The organism is Neisseria sp. RH3002v2f, assembly GCF_014596375.1.
Lineage (GTDB): Bacteria > Pseudomonadota > Gammaproteobacteria > Burkholderiales > Neisseriaceae > Neisseria > Neisseria cinerea.
In genome coordinates this window covers 171,391-192,033 of sequence record NZ_MAYZ01000021.1, presented here as the reverse complement: position 1 = coordinate 192,033, position 20,643 = coordinate 171,391, and the positions used below count along the sequence as shown (strand labels likewise).

General features: G+C 50.7%; 22 protein-coding genes, 1 tRNA gene, 2 pseudogenes and 1 riboswitch. Of the genes and pseudogenes, 17 read left to right on the top strand and 8 right to left on the bottom strand.

The annotated features are described in order from the left end of the window. Positions 1 to 46 precede the first annotated feature (46 nt). The 9 genes and pseudogenes from fba to BBW69_RS06085 all read left to right on the top strand — a co-directional run. A complete protein-coding gene (fba, locus tag BBW69_RS06125) occupies positions 47 to 1,111 on the top strand; it encodes a class II fructose-bisphosphate aldolase (RefSeq protein WP_002260313.1) in 1,065 nt (354 codons plus the stop codon). Positions 1,112 to 1,130: 19 nt separating this feature from the next. Next, positions 1,131 to 2,093 (top strand): factor H-binding protein, encoded by a 963-nt coding sequence (locus BBW69_RS06120; protein ID WP_188210748.1) that lies wholly within the window; start codon positions 1,131 to 1,133, stop codon positions 2,091 to 2,093. 145 nt (positions 2,094 to 2,238) lie between these two features. Further along, positions 2,239 to 2,916, top strand: a complete 678-nt coding sequence (gene tsaB / locus BBW69_RS06115; protein ID WP_188210747.1) for a tRNA (adenosine(37)-N6)-threonylcarbamoyltransferase complex dimerization subunit type 1 TsaB — start codon at positions 2,239 to 2,241, stop codon at positions 2,914 to 2,916. Continuing rightward, positions 2,913 to 3,353: a ribosomal protein S18-alanine N-acetyltransferase gene (gene rimI / locus BBW69_RS06110; protein WP_188210746.1), complete on the top strand. Its 441-nt coding sequence runs from the start codon at positions 2,913 to 2,915 to the stop codon at positions 3,351 to 3,353. Before tsaB ends, rimI begins: the two co-directional genes overlap by 4 nt. Further along, complete coding sequence (locus BBW69_RS06105; protein WP_188210745.1) at positions 3,347 to 4,087, top strand: uracil-DNA glycosylase family protein; 741 nt, start codon at positions 3,347 to 3,349, stop codon at positions 4,085 to 4,087. The genes rimI and BBW69_RS06105 overlap by 7 nt, the downstream gene beginning before the upstream one ends. 61 nt (positions 4,088 to 4,148) lie before the next feature. Beyond that, on the top strand, positions 4,149 to 4,790 hold the full coding sequence (pyrE, locus tag BBW69_RS06100; protein ID WP_002223035.1) for an orotate phosphoribosyltransferase: 642 nt from the start codon (positions 4,149 to 4,151) through the stop codon (positions 4,788 to 4,790). Positions 4,791 to 4,863: 73 nt separating this feature from the next. Next, positions 4,864 to 5,295: an MJ0042-type zinc finger domain-containing protein gene (locus tag BBW69_RS06095; protein ID WP_188210744.1), complete on the top strand. Its 432-nt coding sequence runs from the start codon at positions 4,864 to 4,866 to the stop codon at positions 5,293 to 5,295. 194 nt (positions 5,296 to 5,489) lie between these two features. Beyond that, positions 5,490 to 7,505, top strand: coding sequence for a prolyl oligopeptidase family protein (locus BBW69_RS06090; RefSeq protein ID WP_188210743.1), 2,016 nt, complete (start codon positions 5,490 to 5,492; stop codon positions 7,503 to 7,505). A gap of 444 nt (positions 7,506 to 7,949) precedes the next feature. Continuing rightward, a pseudogene (locus BBW69_RS06085) lies at positions 7,950 to 8,141 on the top strand (aminotransferase class IV); the annotation flags it as partial. A gap of 44 nt (positions 8,142 to 8,185) precedes the next feature. On the opposite strand, the gene BBW69_RS06080 reads toward BBW69_RS06085, so the two are convergent. From BBW69_RS06080 to BBW69_RS06060, 5 genes and pseudogenes are all read right to left on the bottom strand, one after another. Then, entirely contained in the window at positions 8,186 to 9,631 is a 1,446-nt protein-coding gene (locus tag BBW69_RS06080) for a DUF389 domain-containing protein (protein ID WP_223169964.1), read from the bottom strand. Between the two features lie 167 nt (positions 9,632 to 9,798). Further along, positions 9,799 to 10,328 (bottom strand): annotated as a pseudogene (locus BBW69_RS06075) (IS1595 family transposase); the annotation flags it as partial. A 52-nt stretch (positions 10,329 to 10,380) separates the two neighbouring features. After that, positions 10,381 to 10,842 carry a hypothetical protein gene (locus BBW69_RS06070; protein ID WP_223169963.1) on the bottom strand — a complete coding sequence of 154 codons (462 nt, stop codon included), beginning with the start codon at positions 10,840 to 10,842 and terminating at the stop codon, positions 10,381 to 10,383. Positions 10,843 to 10,994: 152 nt separating this feature from the next. After that, on the bottom strand, positions 10,995 to 11,321 hold the full coding sequence (locus tag BBW69_RS06065; RefSeq protein WP_003676237.1) for a rhodanese-like domain-containing protein: 327 nt from the start codon (positions 11,319 to 11,321) through the stop codon (positions 10,995 to 10,997). Between the two features lie 76 nt (positions 11,322 to 11,397). Further along, complete coding sequence (locus BBW69_RS06060; RefSeq protein WP_188210741.1) at positions 11,398 to 12,054, bottom strand: protein-L-isoaspartate O-methyltransferase; 657 nt, start codon at positions 12,052 to 12,054, stop codon at positions 11,398 to 11,400. Positions 12,055 to 12,260: 206 nt separating this feature from the next. Here BBW69_RS06060 and tpiA point away from each other — a divergent pair, with 206 nt between their 5' ends. The 4 genes from tpiA (at position 12,261) to BBW69_RS10140 (ending at position 13,892) form a co-directional block, all read left to right on the top strand. Further along, a complete protein-coding gene (gene tpiA / locus BBW69_RS06055) occupies positions 12,261 to 13,034 on the top strand; it encodes a triose-phosphate isomerase (RefSeq protein ID WP_107959642.1) in 774 nt (257 codons plus the stop codon). Between the two features lie 6 nt (positions 13,035 to 13,040). Continuing rightward, positions 13,041 to 13,400 carry a preprotein translocase subunit SecG gene (gene secG / locus BBW69_RS06050; RefSeq protein WP_003676242.1) on the top strand — a complete coding sequence of 120 codons (360 nt, stop codon included), beginning with the start codon at positions 13,041 to 13,043 and terminating at the stop codon, positions 13,398 to 13,400. Between the two features lie 31 nt (positions 13,401 to 13,431). Continuing rightward, positions 13,432 to 13,517 (top strand) — tRNA-Leu (locus BBW69_RS06045). A 225-nt stretch (positions 13,518 to 13,742) separates the two neighbouring features. Beyond that, positions 13,743 to 13,892 (top strand): Arm DNA-binding domain-containing protein, encoded by a 150-nt coding sequence (locus BBW69_RS10140; protein WP_323175101.1) that lies wholly within the window; start codon positions 13,743 to 13,745, stop codon positions 13,890 to 13,892. Between the two features lie 197 nt (positions 13,893 to 14,089). Here the strand turns inward: BBW69_RS10140 and BBW69_RS06040 are convergent, their stop codons facing one another. After that, positions 14,090 to 14,776, bottom strand: coding sequence for a 7-cyano-7-deazaguanine/7-aminomethyl-7-deazaguanine transporter (locus tag BBW69_RS06040; RefSeq protein ID WP_107959644.1), 687 nt, complete (start codon positions 14,774 to 14,776; stop codon positions 14,090 to 14,092). A gap of 75 nt (positions 14,777 to 14,851) precedes the next feature. After that, a complete protein-coding gene (queF, locus tag BBW69_RS06035; RefSeq protein WP_188210740.1) occupies positions 14,852 to 15,325 on the bottom strand; it encodes a preQ(1) synthase in 474 nt (157 codons plus the stop codon). Between the two features lie 4 nt (positions 15,326 to 15,329). Continuing rightward, positions 15,330 to 15,374, bottom strand: a riboswitch (PreQ1 riboswitch). Positions 15,375 to 15,606: 232 nt separating this feature from the next. Between queF and BBW69_RS06030 the strand changes: the two genes are divergently transcribed. The 4 genes from BBW69_RS06030 to rpmG all read left to right on the top strand — a co-directional run bounded on the left by BBW69_RS06030 (position 15,607) and on the right by rpmG (position 19,001). Next, on the top strand, positions 15,607 to 16,779 hold the full coding sequence (locus BBW69_RS06030) for an HlyD family efflux transporter periplasmic adaptor subunit (protein ID WP_188210739.1): 1,173 nt from the start codon (positions 15,607 to 15,609) through the stop codon (positions 16,777 to 16,779). Positions 16,780 to 16,802: 23 nt separating this feature from the next. Next, a complete protein-coding gene (gene farB, locus BBW69_RS06025; RefSeq protein ID WP_107959648.1) occupies positions 16,803 to 18,329 on the top strand; it encodes a fatty acid resistance MFS efflux transporter permease subunit FarB in 1,527 nt (508 codons plus the stop codon). 254 nt (positions 18,330 to 18,583) lie between these two features. Further along, positions 18,584 to 18,817, top strand: a complete 234-nt coding sequence (rpmB, locus tag BBW69_RS06020; protein ID WP_002216391.1) for a 50S ribosomal protein L28 — start codon at positions 18,584 to 18,586, stop codon at positions 18,815 to 18,817. 28 nt (positions 18,818 to 18,845) lie between these two features. Further along, complete coding sequence (gene rpmG, locus BBW69_RS06015; protein WP_002212306.1) at positions 18,846 to 19,001, top strand: 50S ribosomal protein L33; 156 nt, start codon at positions 18,846 to 18,848, stop codon at positions 18,999 to 19,001. A 213-nt stretch (positions 19,002 to 19,214) separates the two neighbouring features. Here the strand turns inward: rpmG and ubiM are convergent, their stop codons facing one another. Next, positions 19,215 to 20,399 (bottom strand): 5-demethoxyubiquinol-8 5-hydroxylase UbiM, encoded by a 1,185-nt coding sequence (ubiM, locus tag BBW69_RS06010; protein WP_107959650.1) that lies wholly within the window; start codon positions 20,397 to 20,399, stop codon positions 19,215 to 19,217. Positions 20,400 to 20,643 lie beyond the last annotated feature (244 nt).

Genomic DNA, 20,643 nt, shown 5'->3' with positions numbered 1-20,643 from the left:
AAACATTATAATCCGCCTTATTTACCTATTGCCCAAGGAGACACAAATGGCACTCGTATCCATGCGCCAACTGCTTGATCATGCTGCCGAAAACAGCTACGGCCTGCCGGCGTTCAACGTCAACAACCTCGAACAGATGCGCGCCATCATGGAGGCTGCAGACCAAGTCGACGCCCCCGTCATCGTACAGGCGAGTGCCGGTGCGCGCAAATATGCGGGTGCGCCGTTTTTACGCCACCTGATTTTGGCGGCTGTCGAAGAATTTCCACACATCCCCGTCGTCATGCACCAAGACCACGGCGCATCACCCGACGTGTGCCAACGCTCCATCCAACTGGGCTTCTCCTCTGTAATGATGGACGGCTCGCTGATGGAAGACGGCAAAACCCCTTCTTCTTACGAATACAACGTCAACGCCACACGTACCGTGGTTAACTTCTCCCACGCTTGCGGCGTATCCGTTGAAGGCGAAATCGGCGTATTGGGCAACCTCGAAACCGGCGAAGCAGGCGAAGAAGACGGTGTAGGCGCAGTGGGCAAACTTTCCCACGACCAAATGCTGACCAGCGTCGAAGATGCCGTACGTTTCGTTAAAGATACCGGCGTTGACGCATTGGCTATTGCCGTCGGCACCAGCCACGGCGCATACAAATTCACCCGTCCGCCCACAGGCGATGTATTACGTATCGACCGCATCAAAGAAATCCACCAAGCCCTGCCCAATACACACATCGTGATGCACGGCTCCAGCTCCGTTCCGCAAGAATGGCTGAAAGTCATCAACGAATACGGCGGCAATATCGGCGAAACCTACGGCGTGCCGGTTGAAGAAATCGTCGAAGGCATCAAACACGGCGTGCGCAAAGTCAACATCGATACCGACTTGCGCCTTGCTTCTACCGGCGCGGTACGCCGCTACCTTGCCGAAAATCCGTCCGACTTTGACCCGCGCAAATACCTGAGCAAAACCATTGAGGCCATGAAGCAAATCTGCCTCGACCGTTATCTTGCGTTCGGCTGCGAAGGTCAGGCAGGCAAAATCAAACCTGTTTCGTTGGAAAAAATGGCAAGCCGTTATGCCAAGGGCGAATTGAACCAAATCGTCAAATAACAGGTTGCCTGTAAACAAAATGCCGTCTGAACCGCCGTTCGGACGGCATTTGATTTTTGCTTCTTTGACCTGCCTTATTGATGCGGTATGCAAAAAAAGATACCATAACCAAAATGTTTATATATTATCTATTCTGCGTATGACTAGGAGTAAACCTGTGAACCGAACTGCCTTCTGTTGCCTTTCTTTGACCGCCGCCCTGATTCTGACCGCCTGCAGCAGCGGAGGGGGTGGTGTCGCCGCCGACATCGGTGCGGGGCTTGCCGATGCACTAACCGCACCGCTCGACCATAAAGACAAAGGTTTGCAGTCTTTGACGCTGGATCAGTCCGTCAGAAAAAACGAGAAACTGAAGCTGGCGGCACAAGGTGCGGAAAAAACTTATGGAAACGGTGACAGCCTCAATACGGGCAAATTGAAGAACGACAAGGTCAGCCGTTTCGACTTTATCCGCCAAATCGAAGTGGACGGGCAGCTCATTACCTTGGAGAGTGGAGAGTTCCAAGTGTACAAACAAAGCCATTCCGCCTTAACCGCCTTTCAGACCGAGCAAATACAAGATTCGGAGCATTCCGGGAAGATGGTTGCGAAACGCCGGTTCAGAATCGGCGACATAGCGGGTGAACATACATCTTTTGACAAGCTTCCCGAAGGCGGCAGGGCGACATATCGCGGGACGGCATTCGGTTCAGACGATGCCGGTGGAAAACTGACCTACACCATAGATTTCGCCGCCAAGCAGGGACACGGCAAAATCGAACATTTGAAATCGCCAGAACTCAATGTTGATCTGGCCGCCGCCGATATCAAGCCGGATGAAAAACACCATGCCGTCATCAGCGGTTCCGTCCTTTACAACCAAGACGAGAAAGGCAGTTACTCCCTCGGTATCTTTGGCGGAAAAGCCCAGGAAGTTGCCGGCAGCGCGGAAGTGAAAACCGTAAACGGCATACGCCATATCGGCCTTGCCGCCAAGCAATAACCATTGTGAAAATGCCGTCCGAACACAATAATTTACCGTTCGGACGGCATTTTGTATTGCACGCCCGACGGCATGTCCGAGGGGGGAGATCCCTATTTTCAGGCCAACCGCTATATAATGCCGTCTGAACCAACGAGAGAATGCCATGCAAGCTGATTTTAACCGTCCCGTCCTGGCCGTCGATACCGGTACTTCCCGTTTGTCGCTCGCGCTGTGTGCCGACGGCGAAACCCGTCTGTTCCATCAGGAAGTCGGCAGCCGCCAGTCCGAACTGATTCTGCCGGAAATCCGCACCCTGTTCCGCGATGCGGGCATTACCGCCGCCGATTTGGGTGCGGTCGTATACGAACAGGGTCCCGGCGCGTTTACCGGACTGCGTATCGGCATCGGTGTGGCTCAGGGTTTGGCAACACCGTTTGATACCCCTTTAATCGGCGTACCCTCGCTTGATGCCGCCGCCTCGCTGCCGCCGCCGCAAAGCTGCATCCTTGCCGCTACGGATGCGCGTATGGGCGAAGTATTTTATGCATGGTTCGATACGCTGAACTGCCGCCGTTTGAGCGATTATCAGGTCGGGCGGGCGGCAGACATCCGGCTGCCGGAAGGATGCGCCTTTTCAGACGGCATAGGCAGCGCGTTCGCGCTGGAAGAGGCCCCACCGTTCTCAGGCCGGCCGGATATGCCGACTGCCGCCGACTTTCTCGCATTGGCAGCCAAGGGCGGCTATCCTGCCGTCCATGCCGCAGATGCCGGTTTGCTCTACGTCCGTAACAAAATCGCCCTGACTGCCAAAGAACAGGCCGAACGGAGAGCGCGCCCGTGAACATCCGCCGTGCCGTTTATGCCGATTGCGAGGAGCTGGCCGCACTCGATGCCGTCTGCAACCCGTCCGCATGGACGCAACGCCAATTTGAGTCCGCACTTGTTTCGCCGTCCGAACAGGTTTTCCTTGCTGAAAAAGACGGCAGGTTGGCCGCCTTTATCGTTTGGCAGAACCTGCCCGACGAATCCGAACTGCACCTGATTGCCACCGCTTTTGAATACCGCCGCCGGGGTGTCGCGTCCGCCCTGCTCGAATACTGGTTCGCACACCTACCCGAAGGCACGCAACGCCTGCTGCTTGAAGTCCGCGCGGGCAATATCGGTGCGCAGGCGCTGTACGCGGCACACGGCTTTACCGATGCGGGCAGGCGGAAAAACTATTACCGTGCAGCCGACGGTAAAACCGAAGATGCCGTCTTAATGGAGAAAATATGTTAAGCGCGCGCTACCTCCACCTGCACGAAGCCTTGGGTTTGGGCCCGATGTGGTTGAAGCGGGGAGCCGTCGTCCTGCCGTCAGCAACATTGCCGGAAAGCCCGACACAAATCCGCCCTCAAAAGCAAACCGTCCTCAGCATTCCTCAGCGTCCGTCCGAACAGCATACCGGTCAGGCACGGCTCAAAACCATGAAAGTGTTGGAAACAACCGCCGTACATACGCGCAAACCCATGCCTGAAACCGAAACGCCTCTGCCCGGCGTTTCAGACGGCATCGCCGCCGTTCCCGCCGCTTCGGGCATAACCAAACTTGCCGTCGTCAGCCTGTGTCCGCCGACCGAGGATATGGTTTACGGGCAACTGTTCCACGGCAAAGCGGGTGTCCTGCTCGACAATATACTCAAAGCCGTAGGACTGGATGCTGCTTATGTACACAAGACCAGCTGGGTGAAAACCGCCGCCGTCGGCAACCCGATGCCGTCTGAACAGGCCATCGAGAATGCGTTGGGTCAAATCGCCAGGGAACTCGACGGCTGCCGCGCCCCGGCCGTCCTTTTCCTTGGGCAGGCTTTTGTCCAGACTGAACGGCAAACGATGATTGAAACTTTGTGCGGCAACCGTCCCTTCTTCATCATCGACCATCCCGCCCGGCTTTTACGCCAACCCGAACTTAAAGCCCGAAACTGGCAGGTGTTGAAACAGTTGAAACGCGCCTTGCAGGCAGGCGGCAGTTGAAGCAGGCCGCACGGGGCGGTAGAATCACAACTGCATCGCAATACCTGACAGAAAGCAAAAAATGACCGATTTCCGCCAAGATTTCCTTAAATTCTCCCTCGCCCAAAACGTCTTAAAATTCGGCGAATTTACCACCAAGGCAGGACGGCAGTCGCCTTACTTCTTCAATGCCGGCCTCTTTAACGATGGCTTGTCCACGCTGCAACTGGCAAAATTCTATGCACAATCCATCATTGAAAGCGGCATCCAATTCGATATGCTGTTCGGCCCCGCCTACAAAGGCATTATTTTGGCGGCGGCAACCGCGATGATGCTGGCGGAAAAAGGCGTAAACGTCCCGTTTGCCTACAACCGCAAAGAAGCCAAAGACCACGGCGAAGGCGGCGTGTTGGTCGGTGCGCCGCTTAAAGGGCGCGTGCTGATTATCGACGACGTGATTTCCGCCGGCACATCCGTACGCGAATCAATCAAACTGATTGAAGCGGAGGGTGCAACCCCCGCCGGTGTCGCCATCGCGCTCGACCGCATGGAAAAAGGCACCGGCGAATTGAGCGCGGTTCAGGAAGTGGAAAAACAATACGGCCTGCCCGTCGCCCCCATCGCCAGCCTGAACGATTTGTTTATCCTGTTGCAAAACAACCCCGAATTCGGACAGTTCCTCGAACCCGTCCGAGCCTACCGTCGGCAGTACGGCGTAGAATAAAAACAAAGCATATGCCGTCTGAACCGCCTTACGCCTCAGACGGCATCAAACCTGACACACACGAGGAAATACCATGCCCGCCTGTTTCTGCCCCCACTGCAAAACCCGTCTCTGGGTCAAAGAAACCCAGCTCAATGTTGCCCAAGGCTTCGTCGTCTGCCAAAAATGCGAAGGGATGTTTAAAGCCAAAGACCATCTGGCAAGCACGAAAGAGCCTATATTCAACGATTTGCCAGAGGCTGTTTCGGATGTCAAACTCGTTCACCGTATCGGCACGCACGCCATTGGCAAGAAACAGATTTCCCGCGACGAAATCGCCGATATCCTCAACGGCGGTACAACCCTGCACGATACGCCGCCTGCGCCTGCTGCCGCCCCTGCGTCCCCCCGGATTGCCGAGTCGTCGGTCGCCCCTGTACGTCAGGAAGGGTTCAACTGGACTATTGCAGCCCTGTTTGCCTTTATCGTCCTTATCATGCAGCTTTTCTACCTCACGCTCTTATAAAAACGCCATGCCGTTTGAACGCTGCTTCAGACGGCATATCGTTTAAATCTTTGCAGGACGGGAATCAAAAACAGACATTTTCAAACCTGCCGCCTATCGGGCGAACAAGACTTCCTCCCATCCTGAATTGCCTTCATCATCATCTGCCTGAATTTCCGATATAATCCGCCTTCCACTGTTCAGACGGCATATTGATGAAATCCTACCCCGATACCTATCTCCATTTCGAAAACCTCGAATCTCCCGAAACGCAAAACTTTGCTGCTGAAGCGAATGCCGAAACGCGTGCGCGTTTTTTAGAAAACGACAAGGCGCGCGCATTGTCCGACGGCATTTTGGCGCAGTTGCAGGACACGCGGCAGATTCCGTTTTGTCAGGAACACCGCGCGCGGATGTACCATTTCCATCAAGATGCGCAATATCCGAAGGGCGTTTACCGCGTGTGTACGGCGGCGACTTATCGTTCGGGCTATCCCGAGTGGAAAATCCTGTTTTCAGTGGCGGATTTCGATGAATTGCTCGGCGATGATGTGTATTTGGGAGGGGTGTCGCACTTGGTGGAACAGCCCAACCGCGCGTTGTTAACACTGAGCAAATCTGGCGGCGATACGGCGTACATGCTGGAAGTGGATTTGGAAGCAGGGGAATTGGTAGAAGGTGGTTTTCACTTTCCGGCAGGCAAAAACCATGTGTCGTGGCGCGATGAAAACAGCGTGTGGGTGTGTCCGGCTTGGGACGAGCGGCAGTTGACCGAATCGGGCTATCCGCGCGAGGTGTGGCTGGTGGAACGCGGCAAAAGTTTCGAGGAAAGCCTGCCTGTGTATCAAATTGCCGAAGACGGCATGATGGTGAACGCGTGGCGTTATCTCGATCCGCAGGGTTCGCCGATTGATTTGATTGAAGCGTCGGACGGTTTTTACACCAAAACCTATTTGCAGGTGTCGGCCGAGGGCGAGGCGAAACCGTTAAACCTGCCCAATGATTGCGACGTGGTCGGCTATCTGGCTGGACATCTTTTGCTGACGTTGCGCAAAGACTGGAACCGCGCGAACCAAAGCTATCCGAGTGGCGCGCTGGTGGCGGTGAAGCTGAATCGGGGCGAACTCGGGGCGGCGCAGCTTTTGTTTGCGCCCGATGAAACGCAGGCATTGGAAAGCGTGGAAACGACCAAGCGTTTTGTGGTGGCGAGCCTGCTGGAAAACGTACAGGGTCGTCTGAAAGCGTGGCGTTTTACTGATGGCAAATGGCAGGAAGCTGAGTTGCCACGCCTGCCTTCGGGTGCGTTGGAAATGACCGACCAGCCTTGGGGCGGCGACGTGGTTTACCTTGCCGCCAGCGATTTCACCACGCCGCTGACGCTGTTTGCGCTGGATTTGAACGTGATGGAACTGACCGTCATGCGCCGTCAGCCACAGCAGTTTGTTTCAGACGGCATCGAAGTGCGGCAGTTTTGGGCGGTGTCGTCCGACGGCGAGCGCATTCCTTATTTCCACGTCGGCAAAAACGCCACGCCCGACACGCCGACTTTGGTTTATGCCTACGGCGGTTTCGGCGTGCCCGAGCTGCCGCATTATCTGGGCAGCATCGGTAAATACTGGCTGGAAGAGGGTAATGCCTTCGTGTTGGCGAACATACGCGGCGGCGGTGAGTTCGGCCCGCGCTGGCATCAGGCGGCGCAGGGAATCAGCAAACACAAAAGCGTTGATGATTTGTTGGCAGTCGTGCGCGATTTGTCCGAACGCGGCATGAGTTCGCCCCAACACATCGGTTTGCAGGGCGGCAGCAACGGCGGCCTGATTACCGCCGCCGCCTTCGTGCGCGAACCGCAAAGCATCGGCGCGCTGGTGTGCGAAGTGCCGTTGACCGATATGATCCGTTATCCGCTGCTGTCCGCCGGTTCAAGCTGGACGGACGAATACGGCAATCCGCAAAAATACGAAGTCTGCAAACGCTGGCTAGGCGAATTGTCGCCATATCACAATCTTTCAGACGGTATCAATTATCCGCCAGCGCTCATTACCACCAGCCTCAGCGACGACCGCGTCCATCCCGCCCACGCGCTCAAGTTCTACGCCAAACTGCGCGAAACCTCGCCGCAATCTTGGCTCTACTCGCCCGACGGCGGCGGTCATACCGGCAACGGCACGCAACGCGAATCCGCCGACGAACTTACCTGCGTCTTGCTGTTTTTGAAAGAGTTTTTGGGGTAGAAACACGCAGCAGGACTGACCGTTTTGTAAAGTTGAGAAACAAAATACTCTTGTTTCGGCAAGTGAAAAGAAGGCCGTCTGAAAAACGAATATTAAAGTTTTTCAGACGGCCTTCTTTTCTTTTAACTTTCAACATATCCCGATAAAATGGACACTTTGTAAGTGATCATTGATGGAAGACGCAATTATGGCAACCGAACCAAAAAATTATACACGATTTAGAAAATAATTCTAAATAAAACAATATATTAAAACTCAAATAAATCTTTCCTGAAGTCTTTTGCGAAGACCAAATCGACTTTGAGAAACTCAAACTCGTCCTTGGCGCAGAAAACCTTGCCGGTTTGGGCGAACGTTATCAACTCGATGCTGTAGAAACTAGTAGCGTTGTTTACAGTATTTCTAGGAGAATACTGAAACATGAACATGCACAAAAACACCCGTCTCACCCCGTCCCTGGATTTGGATATCCTCAACGGCATCATGCGCCAAGCCGTGTTGCAGCAGCTGCAAACCTACTTGGGCGCGGACACCATCATCGAAACGCACATCACCCGCGACATGCTCGAACGCGCAGAAAAAATCCGCCTCTCCAACGCCTTGAGAGGCGTGTTTGAGGCGGATTTGGTGTATTAGGAACAATCAATGATTTCTCGGAAATGGATAAAGCCCGAAGGCGATTATTCGTTAGACGGTTTATCTGTCTGAGACTTATGCGTTAATAATATGCGCACGACCTTACCCTCATAACGCTGGCGTAACCACGCCTGTATCCGCTCGTGATCTTTGGCAGGTAGTGGCTGCTCCAATTCGAGAGAGACAATGACGATATCGTCATATGTATCTGTCTTCGGTTCTGCGTTTTTTTGGCTTTCAGACTGTTCGGAAACAGGCGTTGTTTGCGCTTTATCCCAAGCCAAGCCGCGTCCGACAACGATTTTTTCCGCTTCCGGATATTGGGCTTTTAATTCCTTAAGTACCGCAGCATCGTCAGCACCGGCGGTATCAGCAGTTTTGCCCGCAAGCACGGTATCGATGTAGGCTTGCTGCTCTTTCAGCTCGTTTTGCAACTGTACCGAGTTGTTTTGGCTTGCCAGCAATTCTTCGATTTTGGCATCGTTCCCTCCCGCATAAACCACGTTTACCTTCGGCGCTTTCACACCTGACGCTTCAAGACTTTTCACCAGCAAGGCGGAAATTTTCTCGGCATTGCCCGTTCCATTGACAATCAGACCGACCGTATTTTCTCTATGGTTCAACATCTTACGCAGCACGAAAAAACCTTCCTGTTGCTGCACAGTGGCAATGGCGGCATTGGCTCTGGTGTTGAAGATCTCCTGACGCACCAGTCCTGATGCCATATAGCCGCTCGGAATCATCACAGCCAACACGACGGCAGTAATAATGATGCTTTGCAACCGGCGTTTGGATTCCGTTACCAACCCCCTGCGCGGCAGCTTGAGCAGCTTGGAAAACAACAAGGTCGAAAAAGCGATGAACACGCAGTTGATGGCAAAAAGATATGAAGCACCGAGAAAGTAGTGCCAGTTGCCATGTGCCAGTCCGTAGCCCGCAGTACACAGAGGCGGCATCAATGCGGTAGCAATCGCCACACCCGGTATGGCATTACCTCCTTCTTTTCGAGTCAGCGCCACAATACCCGCACTACCGCCGAAGAAGGCAATCAACACATCCCAAAGGGTCGGCTGAGTACGCGCCAAAAGCTCGCTTTGTGCCTCTTTAAGCGGGGTTAACAGGAAATACAACGTAGCGGTAATCAAGCTGATGACGACGAATATAATAATATTGCGCACGGCTTGACGGATCAGCACAGTATCCCCTACCGCCAAACCGTAACCCATACCTACAATCGGCCCCATCAACGGAGAAATCAACATCGCGCCGATCACTACCGCCGTGCTGTTTACATTCAGACCGATACTCGCCACGGCAATGGCAAACATCAATACCCACATATTGGTTCCGGACACCCGAGTATTGGCGCGGATGACGGCATCAATTTTATCGGGATGAGCCTGGTCATGCGCAAGATTGAACACATCTTGCAGCCTGGTCATGGCCCCACTGTCTTCTTTTGGCTGGTTTTCTTGTTCTTGCATTTTCATCCTTAAATCAATCTTAACGATGGTCTCTGAATATTTAATTAACTGGAATTTCGGATACTGATAATTATGCTTTATACTGATTTCAAATATGATTAAGCAGATACCTTGCAGAAGGTTAGCATACACATGACAACGCTGATCCTGCGTAGGCCTTCACGAAACCAGCAGACGCGTTTTGCCTGATTCCAAAAGTTCTCAATGCCGTTAATGTGGTTTTGACGGTCTGCAAATTCCTTGGAATGGTTGATGCGGTAATGGATAAAACCGCTCACGTCCAACTTGTCGTAGCTGCTCAGACTATCGGTATAAACAATACTGTCCGGCATGATTTACTGTTTGATAACAGGCATCAAAGTATCGGACTTGGCATTGTTTACGACAACGGTATAGACCCGTCCGTTGCGTTTCAGGATGCCAAAAACAACCACTTTTCCTGCTGCACCGCGACCACATCTGCCTTTACGCCGTCCGCCGAAATAGCTTTCTTCCAGCTCGACAGATCCCTCAAAAACCTCATCGGCAGCCAAGGCCAAATGATAGTTGATAACCGTGCGGATTTTACGGTAGAACAGTGCTGCCGAATTGGGATGGATACCCAAAATATCGGCGGCAGAACGGGCGGTAACTTCCAGCACAAAAAAAAACGGAGCAGTTCTTTTTGTACTTTTTTCTTTAATTTGCAGTGTGTTATCTTCATATTCCGAGGGTAACATATCTGCTAATCTAGTACAGCCCCTTATATAATTCTGCTAGTCTAGAGTCTGTATATTACATTTATTTTTAGGGTCTGCTAGCCAATTTCTTGTTCCCTTCATTATTTTATCTTCTGAAAGAAAATTATTTTTTTCCATGCTATTAATATTAATTATATGATTTTTATTTAAAATAATTTTTCCATATAAAATTTCCGGTTTGTAATAGCAAGAGTCTGAAGCAAATCCTTGCCCGTCAATATAAGAAAAATAAATGTTATCATCCTCCTTATAATATTCTAAAACCAATCCGGATATTATTTTATCAAAATTCCCTTCATTTCCATCTTTCATGACTAAAATATAATTAGCAGGCCAACCTTTATCGTAAACATATTCAAACTGATAGTTCCCGAAACTCTCGATATCCGAACTAAAAAAGAAGAAAAGCAAAATGATAGCCAATACAAAAACAAATAAGAACAAAAATAGCAAAATTTTCAACTTAGTTAACAACATTTACCTCTCCTTTAAACTCAATTCTAAAAGATACTCCCTGCTGTTTGCCGCCCTGCTGTCCGTGTACGCACAGGCCGATGTTTCTGTTTCAGACGACCTTTTGGAACACCACAGGTACACGCATTTAAGGAATGCCGTCTGAAATATCCGCCTCAATAACGCATCATATTGCCGTCAATCTCGGCCGCCCATGCATCGATGCCGCCCTGAAGGTTGTACAGGTTTTCAAACCCAGCATCAGCCAAATACATCGCCGTATGCAGGCTGCGGATACCGTGATGGCAATACACCACAAGCGGCACGCCATCGTCCGGCAGCTCGTTCTGTCGTAGCGGAATCAGATTCATCGGGATATGTACCGCATCGGGCAGCGAACAAATCGCCGCTTCTTCATCCGTACGCACGTCCAACAGTCGGAACGCCCGTCCCTCATCCATCCAAATTTTCAGCGCCAACGGCGAGAGTTGTACAATATCCATCGGGTTTCCTTTCTCCAATCGAACAAAATGCCGTCTGAAACGCAATCTGCTTTCAGACGGCATCACAATCCGAACATCAAAAATTAAAACTGTCGAAAGGATGGGCATCCTTGTCGGTCAAATTGGCCACCAAAGTATCGAACAGCGCCTTCTCTTCAAACGTATCACCTTGACGCGTAATCAAAAGCGCACGTTGAACAGGCTTGCGTCCTACGATAACCACCATGCGTCCGCCATCTTTTAACTGTTGTTTCAACACATCAGGCACAATATTGACCGCACCGCCGACGTAAACCGCATCAAACGGCGCACCTGCGGAAAGTTCGGTCAACCCGTTATTTTGCACATAATCGATGTTTTCCAAAGACAAGCCGTCCAAAACCGCTTTGGCGCGCTTTTGCTGTTCGGCATCGAGGTCGTCCGAAACCACTTTGCCCGCCAATTTTGCCAAAAGCGCGGTCGCATAGCCCGAGCCCGTACCGATTTCCAAAACCGTATCGTTTTTAGTCAGCTTCAAGCCTTGCGCCAACCGGGCCACGACTTTCGGCTCCAGCATCTTGTGACCGTTGGCAAGCGGCAGTTCCATATCCGCATACGCCAAACCCTGCAAGGCCTCATTGACGAAAAGTTCGCGCGGAATCTCCTCCAATGCGTCCAACACATCAAAATCCAATACATCCCAAGGCCTAACCTGCTGCTCGACCATGTTGAAGCGCGCTTTATCAAAATCCATTTTATGCTCCGTCAAGTACCTGTTTTACTCATGACATACATTATAAAACTTCAATAAGCACATCGCCAACCTTCAGACGGCATTACACAAACCGGAAATGAAATAAATCATTCATATCCGCTCCCGTTATTGCTAAGCCACCGCATATCCACTAAACTGCACGTCAACTTCGCATACACGCGGTCAAACAGCAGGGAGCAGACAAGATGTATCACGAAATCGGAATGTGGGATCAGAAATGGGTCATCGGCAACTGGAAAATGAACGGCCGACTCCAAAACAACAATGCACTCATGCACCGCTTCCGCATCATGCCCGCTGCCGAACGCGTCCTGATTGGACTCGCAGCGCCGACCGTTTACCTGCTGCAACTGCACAACGCCATGCAGATTGTCCTCAATAACCGTATCCTTACTTGCGCCCAAGATGTCAGCCGTTTCCCTGGCAATGGCGCATATACCGGAGAAGTGTCCGCAGAAATGCTCGCCGATATCGGCACCGACATCGTCCTTATCGGGCACTCCGAACGCAGCCTTTATTTTGGCGAGAAAAACGAAATCCAACGCCGCAAAATGGAAAACGTCCTTAACGCCGGACTTATTCCCCTTTTATGCGTCGGCGAAAGCTTGGAAGAACGCGAAGCCGGTAAAGAACACGAAGTCATCGCACACCAGCTTTCCATCGTGCAAGGTTTGAACACCAAAAACATCGCCGTTGCCTACGAACCGGTATGGGCAATCGGTACCGGCAAAGTCGCCACCGTAGAACAAATTGCCGACATGCATGCATTCATCTACAAAGAAATCTTGTCTTTGTGCGGAAGCGATGTTAAAATCCGCGCTCTTTACGGCGGAAGTGTGAAAGCGGATAACGCAGCCGACATCTTTGCAGTACCTCATGTAGACGGCGCATTGGTTGGCGGCGCGTCATTATCATATGATTCATTTGCCGCCATTATCAACGCAGCACAAGCCTCGTAGAAAAATATGGAAGCTTTTAAAACCCTTATCTGGATTATTAATATTATTTCCGCTTTGGCCGTCATCGTGTTAGTATTGCTGCAGCACGGTAAAGGGGCGGATGCGGGTGCCACCTTCGGGTCAGGCAGCGGCAGCGCGCAAGGCGTATTCGGCTCTGCCGGCAATGCCAACTTTCTCAGCCGCTCAACAGCTATCGCAGCAACTTTTTTCTTTGCAACCTGCATGGCTATGGTGTATATTCACACCCATACGACAAAACATGGTTTGGACTTCAGCAGCGTACAACAAACGCAACAGGCTCCCAAACCGGCAGTTCCTGTTAAAAACAATACCGAACCTGCTGCACCTGTTCCTCAGCAGCAGTAAATAAAAAGCAGTAAATAAAAGTTATTCAAATGCCGACATGGTGAAATTGGTAGACACGCTATCTTGAGGGGGTAGTGGCCGTAGGCTGTGCGAGTTCAAATCTCGCTGTCGGCACCAACACACGAAAAAAACGCTTAGAAATTCTAAGCGTTTTTTTCGTTTAATCCTGTCTAATGCCGTCAACCAAGCCCAATAAATACAAGGCTTTCAGACTGGTTACTATCCTATCATCCTCTTTCTGACTGTCCAACTCCGTCTAATTCATATTAATTGAAGCAACCAAAATTAGGGGGTATATTTTTAGGGGGTGTCTAAAAATACCCCCGAAGACATACCCCAGCTATGCCGCTGAACGATCGTCAAATCAAAAACGCCAAACCCGCTGAAAAACCGTTTAAGCTGAATGACGGCAAGGGCTTGTATCTGTATATCAATACAAACGGCGAGAAGTTATGGCGGTTTGACTTTTCGTATAACGGGAAACGCTTTTAATCGGCAAATATCCGACCGTATCGCCGGCAGCAGTCTTCTTTACTGAATGATGTTTTTGAAACAATTGTTTGTTGACAATATATCGAAAGCCTAATCTGTTCAAAGGCGACATGTCATACGGATTTTGCAATATTCTAAAATATAAGTTTTTCCTGTTGTTGATTTCAGACGGCCTTCCGATTTCTTAGAACTTGGAATCAGGAATTTTGCAGGGGCGTGGGTGGGTGGTTTGGTATTTCTTCTGTCTGCAGAGCGGTCAGTTTTGCGGTCAGGATGTTGAGCAGGATGCCGTAGGCCGGCAGGAAGAAGAGAGTGCAGATGGTGAGTTTGAACAGGTAATCGACAAAAGCGATGCCCTGCCAGTTTGCCGCCATAAATTCATCGCTGCTTGCGTAGAAGGCAACGGCGAAAAATACCAACGTATCCAAGGCGTTGCCGATGACGGTTGATGCGGTCGGGGCAATCCACCACGCTTTCAGACGGCGTAATTTGTTGAATACAAAAATATCAAGGATTTGTCCGAGCGCATAGGCGGCAAAACTGGCTAAGGCGATGCGTCCGACAAAGGTATTGAATTCGGACAGCGCGCCCAAGCCTGTCCAACTGCCGTTGTGGAACAAAACGGAAAAGATGTAGGAAAGTAAAAGGGCGGGGAACATAACCCAAAAGATAATCCGCCGTGCCAAGTGCGAACCGAAAATGCGGACGGTCAGGTCGGTGGCAAGGAAGATGAAGGGAAAGGAAAACGCACCCCAAGTGGTGTGAATGCCGAAAATTTGGAAGGGGAACTGCACCAGATAGTTGCTGGCGGCGATGATGAGGATATGAAAAAGCACCAGCCAGAAGAGTGCCTTCTGTTGCTGTGCGGCGGTAAATGCGTACATAAAAATCTTTCGGAAAGGGGTTCAGACGGCATATCGTATCGAAGGAATGCCGTCTGAAATTATGGGAAGGATGGTTTATTGTGCGTCGTGCTCAAACAGGCGTTTACGCGCCAATGTTTCGAACTCGGTGCCTGCTTTGCCGTAATTGGCGAAAGGATGAATGGCGATGCCGCCGCGCGGTGTGAACTCGCCGAATACTTCGATGTATTTCGGATCCGTCAGGGCAATGAGGTCTTTCATGATGATGTTGACGCAGTCTTCATGAAAATCGCCGTGGTTGCGGAAGCTGAAGAGGTAGAGTTTTAGGGATTTGCTTTCCACCATTTTGATGTGCGGAATGTAGCGGATGTAGATGGTGGCGAAGTCGGGCTGCCCGGTCATGGGGCAGAGGCTGGTGAATTCGGGGCAGACGAATTTGACGAAATAGTCGTTGTCGGGATGTTTGTTGTCGAATGCTTCGAGAATTTCAGGCGCGTAGCCGGTCGGATATTGGGTTTTTTGATTGCCCAAAAGAGAGATGCCTTGCAGCTCTTCGTTGTCGCGGGACATGAGGGTTTCCTTAGTTTTTTAATGTGGGAGGTTTTCGAACCACGGGCGGCGATTGTAATATAAGTGGCGGTATTTGTGTAGTTTTCTTCGGTTAGTATGGGTGATTGCTTTACTCGGTGATGTGTGGATATAAATAGTTCTGTGAAGCCGGGTTGATACAGTTTGTTTGAATATTCATTCTAAATCATTAACTTGATTGAGTTATTGCCAGGGTATAGAATCCTAACCAATCTTTAATTGGTTTTATTTATATAGTATTAGAAGTATTTGGAATTGGAATAATGACAACACATGCAGATGAAACGACAATTCAAAACAGACAAGAAGCCGATAGCGCAAAAGTCAAACGCAAACGCCGCCTGCTGGTGTTAACGCTGCTATTTGCGCTTGCCGCCGTCGCTGCCGTATCGGCGTTTTTTTTATGGTGGCAGCACGAAGAGGAAACGGAAGATGCTTATGTTGCCGGACGTGTGGTTCAGATTACGCCGCAAACGGGCGGTACGGTGCGGAAGGTGTTGCATGATGATACGGATGTTGTGAAGAAAGGCGATGTGTTGGCCGTATTGGACGACGGCAATTATGTGTTGGCGTATGAACGGGCAAAAAACGAGCTGATTCAGGCGGTGCGGCAAAACCGCCAGCAAAATGCCGCCACTTCTCAGGCGGGGGCGCAGGTTGCTTTGCGCCGAGCGGATTTGGCACGTGCGCAGGATGATTTACGCCGCCGGTCTGCTTTGGCAGAATCGGGAGCGGTGTCCGCCGAAGAGCTGGCACATGCCCGTGCGGCAGTGTCTCAGGCTCAGGCGGCAGTTAAGGCGGCTTTGGCGGAAGAATCTTCGGCGCGTGCGGCTTTGGGTGGTCAGGTCGCTTTACGCGAACAGCCGGCGGTTCAGATGGCAGTCAGCAGGTTGAAAGATGCGTGGTTGAACCTTCAGCGGACGCAAATCCGCGCGCCGGTGGATGGTCAGGTGGCAAAGCGTTCGGTGCAGGTTGGACAGCAGGTGGCGGCCGGTGCGCCGCTGATGGCGGTGGTGCCGTTGTCGGATGTGTGGGTTGATGCCAATTTTAAAGAGACACAGTTGAGGCGCATGAAAATAGGCCAGCCGGTCGAGCTTGTGTCGGATTTATACGGTAAACAAACCGTTTATCGCGGCAGGGTGGCAGGGTTTTCGGCAGGTACGGGCAGCGCGTTTTCGCTGATTCCGGCGCAAAATGCCACGGGTAACTGGATTAAAGTGGTGCAGCGTGTTCCTGTCCGTATCGAATTGAACCGTGAAGATGTGAACAGGCATCCGTTGCGCATCGGTTTGTCGATGACGGTAAAAGTGGATATTTCCGCCGCAGGTGCACCTATTTCAAAAACGCCGGATGCCGTGTTGCCGGAAACTGAAAGCACGGATTGGTCGGAAGCCGACAGGCTGGTGGACGAAATTCTTGAGCAATACGCGCATTGATGCCGTCTGAAACGGAGAACACAATGGATTATCCACCGCTTAAAGGTGCGGCATTGGTATGGATTACGCTGTCTTTGGGGCTTGCCGTATTTATGGAAGTTTTAGATACGACTATCGCCAATGTCGCCGTTCCCGTTATCGCCGGCAACCTCGGTGCGGCAACCACTCAGGGGACGTGGGTTATTACTTCTTTTGCTGTGGCAAACGCCGTTTCCGTGCCGTTAACGGGATTTTTGGCAAAACGTATCGGCGAGGTCAAACTGTTTACCGCCGCCGCCGTCGGTTTCGTCATCACATCGTGGCTGTGCGGTATTGCCCCCAACCTTCAGGCTTTGGTAATTTTCCGCATCTTGCAGGGCTTTATCGCCGGACCGCTGATTCCCTTGTCGCAAAGCCTGTTAATGGCATCCTATCCGCCCGCAAAACGGACGCTGGCACTGGCATTGTGGGCAATGACCGTCGTTGTCGCCCCTGTTCTCGGGCCGATACTCGGCGGTTGGATTTCCGGAAACTGGCATTGGGGTTGGATTTTCTTCATTAATATCCCTATCGGTATCATATCGGCATGGATTACATGGAAACATTTGAAATATCGGGAAACGGAAACCGTTAAAATGCCGACCGACTATGTCGGGCTTACATTGATGGTAGTCGGTATCGGCGCGTTACAGATGATGCTGGACAGGGGTAAGGAACTCGACTGGTTCGCCTCTGGAGAAATCATTACCTTGGGCGTAGTCGCACTGGTGTGCTTGTCGTATTTTATTATTTGGGAATTGGGAGAAAAATATCCGATTGTCGATTTATCGCTGTTTAAAGATCGGAATTTTACCGTCGGCGTAATTGCCACCTCATTGGGTTTTATGGTGTATATGGGGACGCTGACCCTGCTGCCGTTAGTGTTGCAGACCAACCTGGGCTATACCTCCACGTGGGCGGGGCTTGCTGCCGCACCTGTCGGCATCCTTCCTATTTTCCTGTCACCCATTATCGGCAGATTCGGCAACAAGGCCGATATGCGCCTGCTCGTAACTGCCAGCTTCCTGACCTTTGCCTTTACTTTCTATTGGCGTACGGATTTTTATGCCGATATGGATATCGGCAACGTCATCTGGCCTCAGTTTTGGCAAGGTGTCGGTGTCGCCATGTTTTTTCTGCCGCTGACGACCATCACCTTGTCACACATGAAGGGAGGGCAGATTGCCGCTGCCAGCAGCTTGTCGAATTTCTTGCGCGTGCTTATGGGCGGTGTCGGTGTATCATTCGTCAGTACCCTGTGGGAACGGCGTGAAGCGTTGCACCATACACGCTTTGCCGAACACATCACGCCATATTCCGCGACATTGCATGAAACGGCCGCTCATTTGTCCCAGCACGGCGTTTCCGACATTCAAACCGCAGGTATTATCAACAATACCATTACCCAGCAGGGTTTCATTATCGGCTCGAACGAAATCTTTATGGCGGGCAGCTTGTTATTCATTATCATGATACCCGTCATATGGCTGGCAAAACCGCCGTTCCACAATAATGGAGGGGGAGGGCATTAATACTCCCTGCCTCGACTAAAATGCCGTCTGAAAACACATGTGGAAACATGTTCGGACAGTATTTAGAATGCAGGCATCTGTGAAATCCGCTATAATCGCATTCCGTCTGTTTCGTATCGGCAAACGTTTCCCGAATGCAACAATCGGCAGGATAATTCGCGTAAAACAGCCGTTTTTCTCTAAAACACTTGAACTAACACTGTTTTTCGTGGTATAAATTACGTTTTACTATTTTAGAAGTTTGGAGACTAACCATGGCACGAGTTTGCAAAGTGACCGGTAAGCGCCCGATGTCTGGCAACAACGTATCACACGCCAACAACAAAACCAAACGTCGTTTTTTGCCTAACTTGCAATCACGTCGTTTTTGGGTAGAAAGTGAAAACCGCTGGGTTCGCCTGCGCGTTTCTAACGCCGCTCTGCGTACCATCGATAAAGTAGGCATTGATGTCGTATTGGCTGATTTGCGTGCTCGCGGTGAAGCTTAATTTAAACCCTTAGTTAAGGATTACTGCAATGCGCGATAAAATCAAACTGGAATCCAGTGCAGGTACTGGTCATTTTTATACCACTACCAAAAACAAACGCACTATGCCCGGCAAATTGGAAATCAAAAAATTTGACCCAGTTGCCCGCAAACATGTAGTGTATAAAGAAACTAAACTGAAATAATTTCCGTTTGGCAAACAAAGCCTCCGATTGTTCGGAGGCTTTGTTTTTAAGTATTGTGAATTTCTTATTTTCAGTCGGTGTCAGATGATATTGTGTAATCAGTCAACTTATACAGGGTAATGGATTTGTCTGTCGAACTTGAACGGCAATATAGCAGGCAGTCAAATAAAATGCCGTCTGAAACATGTTCAGACGGCATTTTTTATATGATTTTTAACCGGTCAGTTGTTTGGTGATCAGTTTCTTCAGCGGCGGGAAATTGTTGCTGGCACGCAATACCAAGCCGCGCAACAGTTTTGCCGGTGCGGTCTCATTGGTAAACAGTTTCAGCATCATATTGGTTCCGTGATAAAGCGGCTGGGCATGCAGCATATGTTTGTTACTGTATTTTTCCAATAATGAAGATGCGCCGATGTCTTGACCGCGCTGTTCGGCTTCGATAATCAGTTTGGCCAAGATGTCCGCACTGGAAAGTCCGAGATTAAAACCGTGTGCTGTTACAGGGTGCATACCCACAGCTGCATCGCCGATCAGCGCACTACGTTTGCCGTAGAAACGTTTGGCAATCATGCCGACAAGGGGGTAATGGTGGATGCTGCTGACCAGTTCCATGTCGCCAAGCCTACCCTTGAGTTGTTCTTTTACGCTTGCGGCCAATTCTTCAGGCGAAAGGTTTTGAACGCTGTTGATTTTATCGGTATCGACGGTAATGACGGTATTGGTCAGGTACTCTTCCAGTGGCAGCAGTGCGATGGTGCGTCCGTAATGGAAGCATTCGTAAGCGGTATGCTGGTTGGAAAGAGTATGTTTCATGCGGCAGACGAACATGGTTCGGCTGTAGTCGTGCATATCTGAAGAAATGCCGAGTTGTCGGCGGGTTTGTGAGAAACGGCTGTCTGCTGCCAAAAGGAGACGCGCGGTCAGAATGTCTCCATTCTCCAAAAAGACTTGCGCTTCATTATCAGATGTTTTGACTTCTTTAACGGCCGTATCGGTCAGAATGGTAATGTTGTCGAGTTGGGATACGACTTCGTAGGCAGCGCGTCGGATATTGTGGTTGGAAATCAAATAACCCAAGCAGTCGGCAGGCTCGCCGCGTGCTTCGGTTGGTTGAGGGAAGTGGAGTTGGTAATCGGAGCGGCCGTTTAAGACTTTTGCATCACGAAGGGGGTAAATTTCATTTTCGGGAATTTTGTCCCACATACCCAGACGCTGCATGATTTCCCTGGAGAAATGGGTCAGGGCGATTTCACGTCCGTCATAGGGAGGATTTTGTAAGACGGAAAGGGGGCTGCGTTCGATCAAGGTGACTTTCAGGCCGCTGCCGGCAAGTTCTGCTGCAAAACTTAAACCCGCCGGACCTGCGCCGACGACGAGGATGTCGCTGTGTAAACTCATGGAATATCCTTTGTATGAGACGTATGCCGATAATTTCAGGCGGCATTTGAGGAATTTGAATGTCGTCTGACCCATCTGTAATAGATAGGTGATTATATCAAAACCCGTTGTTGATGAAATATGCGAAGTATGATGTATGCGGTTTTTTACTTTTGGTTTAATGTGCGTCAAATAGGGAGGGTAATGGAGGATAAACGCAAAAAAAAGCCGCATCGTGAAAAGATGCGGCTTCGTGTTCGGTTAA